We start from the raw sequence: 10,042 nt of genomic DNA, 5'->3' as shown, positions 1-10,042 counted from the left end.
TCGCCGACGGAAAACCAGCCCCAGCCGCGGCCGAAGCGTTCGTTGATCAGCCGGGCGTGACCGACGCCGGTCACCGCCCCGAGCCGGACCACCATCTCCTGGTTGACGATGAGCACCGGGATGAGCAGCAGCAGGACCCACAACAGGGAGTAGCCGTAGTTTTGGCCGGCCTGGGTGTAGGTCGCCACCCCACCGGCGTCGTTGTCGCCGACCATCACGATGATCCCGGGGCCGACGATCGCCAGCAGCGTCAAAAGCCGCGTCTTCCAGGTGCGGGCAAGCTCGGTCTCCCCGACGCTGATGCGCCCGAACGCGCCCTCGATATCACCCAGATGCGCGCTGTCCAGCACCGCGCTGCGGTGGATCTTAGCTGGGGCCAAGGGGTCGGCGGTCTTGTCCGCGTTCGACGTCACGGCGTCTCACCTCCTGGAACTTGCCCGTTGGTTTCGCCGGGTTGCGTCATATCGCCGGTCGGGCGGGGGGCGGGCTCGCGTCGGCGCCAGTCCTCGGGGATGGTCGCTTCCAGAATGTCGTCGACGGTGACCACCCCGAGCACGCGGTCCTGCTCGTCGACGACGGGAATGGAGTAGAGGTTGAAGTCGGCCATCAGCAGCGCGATGTCGGTCAGATCCGCGTCGGCGCTGACCCGCACCGGGTCGGAATCCATCAGTGCCCCAACGCTTTCACTGGGTTCGGCCTGCAGCAGGGTAATCACCGAAACCACACCGGCCAACCGCTCGCCGTCGTCGAGAACATGGACCTTGACGAGCGCCTCCGGTTGCATGGTGCGGGCAGCGGCGATTAGCGCCAGCGCCGTGCCCGCGGTCGCGGTGGCCGCGCAAGAGACGAAGTCGACGTTCATCAACCCACCGGCGCTTTCGGGGTTGAACCCCATCAGTGTGATCACCTTGGTGCGCTGCGGGCCGGGCATCAGCTCCAGCACGCGCCGACGCCTCTTTTGGCGCAGGTCCGCGATCGCGTCGGCGGCATCATCGGCGCGCATCCGGCCCAACAGCGCTGCGACCTCCTCGTCGGGCATGTCGTCGAGCAGCCGGCTGGCCTTATCGGGATCCAACTCCTCGAACACATCAGCTTCCAACTCCGGATCACTGCGCACCCGATCGAGGATCTCGCCACCCTCTGCCTTATTCGCTTCCTCGAGCAGGTCCGCGATCTCGGCGGCCTTGAACCCGCCGACGCGGCCCCAATGCCGGCGTACCACATCGGAGCGGACGTGACCGATCAGCGGTTCGAACGCCTTCCAATCCCGCGGCGCCTGCCCGCCCGATCCCTTGATCAGCCCGAAAAGCCTTGGCGGGCGTCGCGTGTCCAATCGCGTGAGTACCCATCCGGTGCCGGTGTCCTCGAGCCTGACGTCGTATGCGCGCACCAATTCCACGGCGGCCACATCGATCAGCCGGTGCCCCAGCACGTCGGCGCGCAACAGCACCTCACCGTCGCGTCGCTCGAACCCGCGGAGGTCAACCTTGTTCTTGGCCAACACAACTTGCTCTGCCGTGAATTCGTGTATGGCCTGGCTGCCGATGAACACCGACCGCCCACCGACCTCCGCCACGATCCCGGTCACCAACGGATACTGGTGGGCGCCCCGCAGCCGCACGATCACGTCCTCGACGCGGCCGACTACCTCACCGGAGCGGGCGCGCACCGGTCCGCGCAGCAACTGAGAGAGGTGGATCACCGGTAGCCCGTCGCGGGGCTTCGCCGTCTCTGATGTGCTCACTTGGCCCTCCTCGATCACTTTCTTTGATGTCCTGCGGTTCTCGGCGGCTAACCCGCCGCTGGCGGCCGCCCCAGGATGCGGGGGCGGAACCCGTATACGGGAGAACCGAATTCGTCGTCGGCCGCGTCCACGGCCCCGCCCAGCGGCATGCCGGGCACGCCCATCGGCCCCACGTCCTCCATCACCATCGGGGTGGCGCCCAGGCTCTGATACGCGCCCGCCCCCATCTGGGTCGTTGTCAGTGCGGTCGGGTTGATCGTCGCCCCGCTCGCGGCCCAGGCGGGTGGTACGGACAGGGACCCAACCAGGTTCGCCTCTCCCATCCCGGCCGCGGCCGCGCTGTGCACGCCGGCCGTCTCAGCCGCGGCTGCGCCGCCAGCCGCGTCCGCCGCACCGGTCGCCGCGTTGTCACCGCCGGTGTTCATGAAGGCGTACGCCGATGCGTTGTCGACGAATGTCGTGGGGTTGAGAATCCCATTGGTGGTGAATGCGTTGCTGATGCCCGAGGTCGAGGCGTCGGACAGGAAGCTGCCCAGCAGCGCATTGTTGGACCCGTCCAGGTCGTTCAGGAGCCCGGCAAGCCCTGTGGTGGCTTGATTAGAGCCGGGCGCGGTGATCCCGCCGAGCACCGGTATGTTCGCCAGCGCCGCCGCCACATCGGGGGTGGTCGACGCGTTGGCGGCTTGGCCAACCGCGTTAGCTTGGGAGGCCACTCCGCCGGCGTTGGTGGTGGATTGCGGTGAGCTGAACGAAGTCAATTGCGTCGCCGCGGTAGAGGCGGTGGCATAGCCGTTCATCGCGGCGGCATCTTGAGCCCACATTTCCGCGTATTGGACCTCCGTGGCCGCGATCGCCGCGGTGTTTTGACCGAAGAGGTTGGTGGCCACCAGATTCGACAGGTGCGCGCGGTTCGCCGTGATGACCGTGGGCGGCACGGTCATGGCGAACGCGGACTCGTAGGCGGCTGCGGCCGCGTTGGCTTGGATGCCTGCCTGCTCGGCCTGGGTAGCGGTGGCGCTCAGCCAGTCGAGGTACGGTCCGATCGCGGCCGTCATCAGCGTGGACGACGGGCCAAACCAACTCTCGCCGGTCAACCTCGAAACAACCGAGCCGTAATTAACAGCTGCAGAACGCATTTCAGCGGCCACCGTGTGCCAGGCCGAGGCAGCGGCCAGCATGGACGCTGATCCGGGACCCGAATACATTCTGGCCGAGTTGATCTCCGGCGGTAATGACGCGAAATCGATCATGACGCTCTCCTTCGAAATCCTGTTATCCCGCGGCAGGCGGACGTGGCATCACAACGGGCTTGAACCCGTACTTGGGAATCGCTCTGCGTAGCCGCCTGGCCGCGCCCGCCATCGGCGCCGCATACGCTCCGGGCCCACCCGCGCCGCCCGAACCGATATCGCTGAGTCCGGTGGCAGGCAACGCGGCTTCGGCAGGGGTGATCGTGGCTGCACCGGTCCAGCTGGGCGGCACGGAGACCGCGCCGACCAAATGCGCCTGGCCCATGGCGCCCGAGCCGGCGGCGCTGATGCCGGTCAGTCCCGCAGAGTCCGCCGCACTCGCGGCCGAAGCCGCGCCCGCGCCGATGTCCGCCGGCGCCGCGGTCGCCTTAGGGAATACGGAGCTGAAGCCGGCAATGTTGGTCAGGATGCTCTGTGGATTGAACGGGCCCCCGGCCATCGCTCCGTTCAGCACCGAAGTGCTCAGGAAATTGGAATTCAAGAAGGACCCGAGGGCCGAGCCGTTGCTGCCGTTCAGGACAGTGGCCAGTCCGTGGAACGGCGACGACGCATCGGAACCGGTAGCCAGCACGCCTTCCAATGCCCCCAATATCCCGCCGGGGTTGCTGGAGGCTGCCGAGGACACTATCGACTGCGCATTGCCGGCCGGTGTTTCGGCGGCTTGGGCAACGGCGTTGGCCTGGTTGGCAATTCCGTCGGAGTGAGTGGGGGACTGCGGCGCGGTAAATGGCGTCAGTTGGGCTGCGACGCCCGCTGCGCCGGCGTAACCGTTCATCGCGGCGGCATCCTGCGCCCACATTTCCGCGTACTGGGCCTCAGTGGCCGCAATCGCCGGCGTGTTTTGGCCGAAAACATTCGTCGCCACGAGTGCGGCGAGCTGGGCGCGGTTGGCCGCGACGACCGCCGGGGGAACCGTCATGGCGAATGCTGACTCGTAGGCGGTGACGGCGGCTTGGGCTTGGCTGCCCGCTTGCTCGGCCTGGGTGGCGGTGGTGCTGAGCCACTCCAGGTACGGTACGGCCGATGCAAACATCGACATCGATGACGGGCCGAACCAATCCGAGCAGGTGAGCTCCGACATCACGGAGTCGTAAGATGACGCAGCGGAACGCATTTCAGCGGCCATCGAGTTCCAGGCCGAGGCCGCGGCCAGCATGGGCCCTGACCCAGGGCCCGAATACATTCTGGCCGAATTGATTTCGGGCGGCAATGCGGCGAAGTCGATCACGATCCCCCCTAGGTATTCAACGTGCGGCGGCCGCGTTGGCCGCCTCGGTTGCGGCGTACGAGTCGGCGCTGGTCTGCATGGTGGCGACGAACATCTGGTGCATCACGGCGGCCTGGGCGCTCAGGGTTTGAAACGCCTGCGCGTGCGTGGCGAACTTTGCCGCCGTAATAACCGACACCTCGTCGGCAGCCGAGGGCACGACCCCGGTCATCGGCGCTGCTGTTGCAGCATTTTGAGCTTCCAGCGTCGAGCCGATCTGTTGCAAGCGAGTGGCGGCGGCGGCCAGCGATTCCGGCCGAGCAGTGACAAAAGCCATCGGAGTTCTCCTAGCGAATAGTCGGTAAGGCGCTGACGCGGTTCAAAGGACCCCTCGCGGATCCAAGTCGGCCCAGGTGGCGGGACGTGGTAGCTCGTTGCTTATGGGCGTGGAACTGCAAGCGGCATAGGGCATCTCCTCACGCCAAAGGCCAGGCACTGGCCAGTTGGCAACCCCGGAGGATTGATTTCCGCGCACGCCGAAGACAAACCCGCCGAGCGGTGACGCGCGGACAAAACTTGTGGGATCAGCCGATTACAGCTGCGAAAACGAGCCGGGACCGGATCGCAACGAAATGGTCGTCGACCTCGGATAAGGACTATCGTCGGGACTCATTCCGCTCTCACCTCCTCGCGGCCAGGGCATACGGGGATGCCAAACCTTGCACAGCGGGGAGAAATGCCCAGGCCAGAACACCTGAGCACGGCACCCCTCTCGTCAGAGCTTCGGCACCACACGGCGTATCCGGCCCGATAGGAGCCGGAAGCCACTTGGGCTCAACCCTTAATCCGGGAGGAGCTGTCCTGACCCTGGGCGTCTTTCGACGTTCGAGGTCAGTGGCCTGTATCCGTGCAGACGCCTCACCTAGCGAGGTGCTTGCATTGGCCATGGTGGCACTCGCGAACCGGCGAGTCAACTTTTCAGGACCACGCGTTCTAAACAGTTCACGTGCTGGACACATACGCACCGGCGCATCCGTGGGCTCCTGCGACCACCCAGTCGCATCGGCAACCCTTGGGCGATTTGCCATTCCGGCGGCGCCAAAAGCCTGCCCGATTCGTTTGCTAATCGATATCCAGCGCCGGATTTTCGATCATCGGCAGCCGCACCCGGAAAACCGTTCGGCCATTGGCGGATTCGGCGGTCACCGAGCCGTGGTGGGCCTTGACGATCGAGCTCACGATGGCCAGGCCCAGCCCGATGCCCGAGCCGTTGGACCGCGCCGCGTCGGCGCGCGCGAACCGCTCGAACAACCGGGGCAGGAGATCCGCGTCGATGCCCGGGCCGTCGTCGGCGACGGTCAGTTCGACGTAGGGCGGTTCCGTGCCGCGGCGCCGGCAGGTGATCCCGGTCGTCACCGTGACGCCCGGCGGCGTGTGCACCCGGGCGTTGCTGAGCAGGTTGCTGACCAATTGGTGGAGCCGGGCGTGGTCGCCGCGAACCCAAACCGGCTCGTCGGGAAGGTCTTTGACCCAGAAGTGGGTCGGCGCCGCGACCGCCGCGTCGTTCACGGCGTTGACCACGAGGTCCGCGAGGTCGACGTCCTGGGTCTGCAGGTCCTGGCCCTCGCCCAGGCGCGAGAGCAGCAGCATCTCGTCGACGAGCACCGCCATGCGCCGCGCCTCCGACTCGATGCGGGCCAGCGCGTATTCGGTGGTCGCCGGCAGCGCCGAGCTGTCTTGGCGGGTCAGCTCGGCATACCCCTGAATCGCCGCCAGCGGGGTGCGCAACTCGTGGCTGGCGTCGGTGATGAATTGGCGCATCCGCAAGTCGGAGTCGGCGCGATGCGCCAACGCGCTGTCCACGTTGTCCAGCAACCGGTTCAGCGTGTGCCCGACGACGCCGACCTCGTTGTCGGGGTCGGTGTCATTGGGCTGCACCCGGACGCTGATTCGGTGGTCGTCGGTCAGCGGCATGGCGGCGACTTCGGCGGCGGTGGCGGCGAGCCGGCGCAGCGGGCGAAGGGTGATCCCGACCACCCAGATGGTCAGCCCCGCCGTGATCGCAAGGGCGGCCGCGATAAGTGCCGTGGTGGTGATGTTCTTGCGGGCGATGATCTGGTTGGCCCGCGCTTGCGATACGCCGACGACCAACAGGTCGGATCCGTAGGCCCGGCTGTCGACGCGATAAGAGCCGAGGCTGCCCAGCTTCTCGGTCCGCGGCGGGGCGTCTTCGGGCCAGGGCTGGGACTCGATGGCGTGCACCGCGTCGGCCGGTGCGGGTCGCGCCTCGGCTTCGGAAAAGACCGCCGAGCCGATCACGACGCCGTCGTGCAGCACGGCTATGACGTTGCCTGGCGTTTGATCGGTGAACTCCAGCATCGCCTGCCCGATGGATTCGGTGCCCCCGCGCGTCGGACCGTGGTCGCCGTTTCGGTATCTCGTGTACGAATTGCTCAGCGCGTCAAGGGATTGGGCAACGTCGGCATCGCTCATCGCCGTCACATAGCCGCGCAGGCTCAGCACCGAGACGATGCCGACCGTTACGAGCACCACGCTGACCACGGCCAGCACGCCCAATAGCAACTGGCGGCGCAGCGAATGGGGCAGCCACCGCGAAAGGTCCCTGGATCTGGTATTCGGCTCGCCGGTCATTCGGGCGGTCGCAGCATGTACCCAACGCCGCGGACGGTATGGATCATGGGCTCCCGGCCGGAGTCGATCTTCTTCCTGAGGTACGAGATGTACAGATCCACGATGCTGGTTCGGCCGGCGAAGTCGTAATTCCAGACGCGGTCGAGGATTTCGGTGCGGCTCAGCGCGCGCCGGGGATTGCGCATGAGGAACCGCAGCAATTCGAACTCGGTTGACGAGAGCGATATCGGGGTGCCGCCGCGGGTGACCTCCCGGCTGGCGGTGTCGACATGTAGGTCGCCGATTTTCAGGGTCTCGGCCGCCGGCGGGGTCTGCTGGGTAGAGCGGCGCAGCAGGCCGCGCAGTCGCGCGACAAGCTCCTCGAGGCTGAACGGCTTGGTCATGTAGTCGTCCGCGCCCGCGGTCAGGCCGGTGACGCGGTCCATGACCGAATCGCGGGCGGTGAGGAACAGCGTGGGGGTGTAGGCGTCGGATTCGCGGATCCGCTGCAGAATCCGCAGGCCGTCCACGTCGGGAAGCATGATGTCGAGCACCAGCACGTCGGGAATGACGTTTTCGAACTTCGCGATGGCCTCGCGGCCGTTGTGGGCGATGTCGACCACCCAGCCCTCGTAATGCAGCGCCATCTTCACCAAGTTGGTCAGCGCGGGCTCGTCGTCAACCAGCAAGACACGGATCGGTGAGCCATCGGCACGGTAAATCCTGGGCAGCTGACCAAGGATGGCTTGGCGTGGGCGCTCGCTGCGTGCGTATCCCGACGTTGCGGTCATATGCTCACATCCTCCCAACTACACACCGGATTGTCACGGAATTCATAGAGTTCTCAAATAATTCGGGCCTCGCTGACTCACATTTGAGTGGACATATATGTGTTTCATATGTGTTGAATCGCCCGACTTGAGAGGAGCCGACTTCCCAAAAACACTGGAATTCGTGGCCATTGATTCACTCGGGCAGCGCATCGCACGGTCAGACTCTTCAAACCGTCGGCTCAATAAGGGCTTTCGCCCCTGGAGGTCCTCGAATTCGTTAACAAAATATTACGCAATGTTACGAATTCCCGGGGCGTGCAACCTCTTTGGTAACAAAGGGTCGGAACGGGCTGGCGCGGACCCTGCGGGGGTCAGTGGCCGGTCGTCAGCACGCCAATTCGGCGGCCACTGTGGTGATGATCAATGTCATTAAAGCCAGCGAACAACGCCGCTGTGGTGCGTTCCAATATTCGTGGGCACGGCATTTCGGTGATCACGGCATTTGTGTTGGCGGCCGCAGTCGGGCTGTTGCCAGCGGCGAATCATCAAGCGCGAGCAATTCACGAGTGTATTTGGCATGCCCGTGTTTTCGTGTGCCGCTGGCGCACCGTGGACACACCACCGGATCCCAAGCCGATTACGCCGAGAACGACGGACTCCCTTTCCGTCCACAGGGCGGCGCAACCGGCGCTTTATCAGATTTCGGTGACAGCTGTGGGGGCCGTCCGCGCGGCCGCGATGTGACCGGCTCCGCTGAAACAACCAACAGATAGGACAGACGATGGACTTTGGCGCGTTGCCGCCGGAAATCAACTCCGGCCGGATGTATCTGGGGCCGGGGCCCGGAACCCTGTTGACCGCCTCGGCGGGCTGGGAATCGCTGGCCGCCGAGCTGACCGACGCCGCCAGCGGGTATCAGTCGGTGATCGCCAGCCTCACCGACGAGTCCTGGCTGGGACCGACGTCGCTGTCGATGGCCGCCGCGGTGACGCCCTACATATCGTGGATGACGGCCACCGCCGCGCAGTGCGAGCAGTCGGCCACCCAGGCCACGGCCGCGGCGGCGGCCTTCGAGACCGCATACGCCATGACGGTGCCGCCACCGCTGATCGCGGCCAACCGCGCCGAACTGATGGCGTTGATCGCGACCAACATTTTCGGGCAGAACACGCCGGCGATCATGGCCACGGAAGCCGAGTACAGCGAGATGTGGGCGCAGGACGCCACCGCGATGTACGGCTACGCCGCCAATTCGTCTGCGGCGTCGGCATTTTCGACGTTCACCTCGCCGCCCCAGACGACCAACCCGGGCGGCGTCGCCGCGCAGGCGGGTGCCCAGGTCGGCAGTAACGCCCAGACGAGTACGGCGCAGTTGATGTCCTCGGTGCCCCAGACGCTGCAGACGCTGGCGACCCCGGGTGCGGCGTCGGGTACCGCTTTGTCGCCGGCGGCGGGCACCGCGGCGTCGCTGGGATCCACGGCGGCCACCTCCCCGCTCAGCGCGCTGTCGAGTCTGACGGGAGCGACCGGCAAAACCGCCACCAAGGGCGCCAGCACCGGCGCGAGTGCCTTGTCCGGATTGACCTCGAGCCTCACGTCGGCGTTGGGCGGGAACGGACCCGCCCTGCTCGATGTGGTCGGCCTCGGTTCCGACCTGGCCGGCCTGGGCGGCGACGGTGCCGGTTTGGGCACCGACGGCGCCGGAATGGGTTTCGACGGGTATGGCCTGAGCCTGGATTTCGTGGGCTTGGGTTCGCTTGAGGGAGCCGACGGGGGAGCGGCCAGCGGCCTGGGAGGCCTTGGGCCCCTTGGGGGTCTGGGCGCGGGCGCGTCGGCGAGTGTGGGTCAGGCGCCCTCGCTCGGGACCTTGTCGGTCCCGCCGACGTGGGCCGACGCGGTGTCGTCGGTCACGCCGCTGCCCGCCCTGGACGCCAACGCCATGCCGGGCGGGTGGGGCGCGGTGCCCGCGTCAGCACCCACCGCGGGCGTTTCCAAGCTGCCGCTGGGCGGCATGGTCGGCCGCGAGTCCGAGGGCGCGGTTCAGCGGATTGGGTTCCGCGCCTCGCTGATTCCGCGTTCTCCGGTCGCCGGCTAGCCCGGCGGACAAAGAACGGGGCCGCACACCGGTCGGTGTGCGGCCCCGCTTTGAAGCGGCGAATCAGGCCCAGCTGGAGCCGACGGCGCTGTCCGTGCTGGACATGTTGCTGCCCGCCGTCTGCACCTTCTGGCCGTGCGCGTTGGCCTGCTCGTAGATCACCTGGAAGTTACGACCCAACTGGGTGATGAACTCCTGGCAGGCCACCGAACCGGCGCCACCCCAGAAGTCACCCGCAGCCAGCACATCGCGAACGATGGCCTGGTGCTCGGCCTCCAACGACGCGGCCTGGGCGCGAATCGTCGCACCATGGGCATCCACATCGCCAAACTGGTAATTGAT

Annotated in this window: 9 protein-coding genes and 1 riboswitch; of the genes, 1 reads left to right on the top strand and 8 read right to left on the bottom strand. The window is 66.4% G+C overall.

The window, feature by feature from the left end:
* From A5712_RS08360 to A5712_RS08330, 7 genes are all read right to left on the bottom strand, one after another.
* On the bottom strand, positions 1-380 hold a 380-nt coding region (locus A5712_RS08360), incomplete at its 3' end, for a divalent metal cation transporter (protein WP_369830373.1).
* 29 nt (positions 381-409) lie between these two features.
* Positions 410-1,744, bottom strand: a complete 1,335-nt coding sequence (locus A5712_RS08355) for a magnesium transporter MgtE N-terminal domain-containing protein (protein WP_068103460.1) — start codon at positions 1,742-1,744, stop codon at positions 410-412.
* A gap of 47 nt (positions 1,745-1,791) precedes the next feature.
* Positions 1,792-2,994 carry a PPE family protein gene (locus A5712_RS08350; protein WP_068103453.1) on the bottom strand — a complete coding sequence of 401 codons (1,203 nt, stop codon included), beginning with the start codon at positions 2,992-2,994 and terminating at the stop codon, positions 1,792-1,794.
* A gap of 22 nt (positions 2,995-3,016) precedes the next feature.
* Entirely contained in the window at positions 3,017-4,222 is a 1,206-nt protein-coding gene (locus tag A5712_RS08345) for a PPE family protein (protein ID WP_082973342.1), read from the bottom strand.
* A gap of 16 nt (positions 4,223-4,238) precedes the next feature.
* Positions 4,239-4,538: a PE family protein gene (locus A5712_RS08340; protein WP_068103451.1), complete on the bottom strand. Its 300-nt coding sequence runs from the start codon at positions 4,536-4,538 to the stop codon at positions 4,239-4,241.
* A 423-nt stretch (positions 4,539-4,961) separates the two neighbouring features.
* Positions 4,962-5,138, bottom strand: a riboswitch (M-box (ykoK) riboswitch).
* 185 nt (positions 5,139-5,323) lie between these two features.
* Complete coding sequence (locus tag A5712_RS08335; protein ID WP_068103449.1) at positions 5,324-6,853, bottom strand: cell wall metabolism sensor histidine kinase WalK; 1,530 nt, start codon at positions 6,851-6,853, stop codon at positions 5,324-5,326.
* The gene (locus tag A5712_RS08330) at positions 6,850-7,623 is read right to left on the bottom strand and encodes a response regulator transcription factor (protein WP_068103447.1); all 774 of its coding nucleotides are present in this window, start codon (positions 7,621-7,623) and stop codon (positions 6,850-6,852) included. Before A5712_RS08330 ends, A5712_RS08335 begins: the two co-directional genes overlap by 4 nt.
* A 763-nt stretch (positions 7,624-8,386) precedes the next feature.
* On the opposite strand from A5712_RS08330, the gene A5712_RS08325 reads away from it, so the two are divergent.
* A complete protein-coding gene (locus A5712_RS08325) occupies positions 8,387-9,700 on the top strand; it encodes a PPE family protein (protein WP_068103444.1) in 1,314 nt (437 codons plus the stop codon).
* A 63-nt stretch (positions 9,701-9,763) separates the two neighbouring features.
* Here the strand turns inward: A5712_RS08325 and A5712_RS08320 are convergent.
* On the bottom strand, positions 9,764-10,042 hold a 279-nt coding region (locus A5712_RS08320; RefSeq protein WP_231982054.1), incomplete at its 5' end, for a WXG100 family type VII secretion target.

This window comes from Mycobacterium sp. E2327, assembly GCF_001672675.1.
GTDB lineage: Bacteria > Actinomycetota > Actinomycetes > Mycobacteriales > Mycobacteriaceae > Mycobacterium.
The sequence above is the reverse complement of the archived record's forward strand: the minus strand, read 5'-3'. Positions and strand labels throughout refer to the sequence as shown.

Coding starts and splice junctions, on each gene's coding strand:
- A5712_RS08350 (WP_068103453.1), bottom strand. CDS start 2,994: ATGATCGATTTCGCGTCATTACCGCCGGAGATCAACTCGGCCAGAATG.
- A5712_RS08340 (WP_068103451.1), bottom strand. CDS start 4,538: ATGGCTTTTGTCACTGCTCGGCCGGAATCGCTGGCCGCCGCCGCCACT.
- A5712_RS08335 (WP_068103449.1), bottom strand. CDS start 6,853: ATGACCGGCGAGCCGAATACCAGATCCAGGGACCTTTCGCGGTGGCTG.
- A5712_RS08330 (WP_068103447.1), bottom strand. CDS start 7,623: ATGACCGCAACGTCGGGATACGCACGCAGCGAGCGCCCACGCCAAGCC.
- A5712_RS08325 (WP_068103444.1), top strand. CDS start 8,387: ATGGACTTTGGCGCGTTGCCGCCGGAAATCAACTCCGGCCGGATGTAT.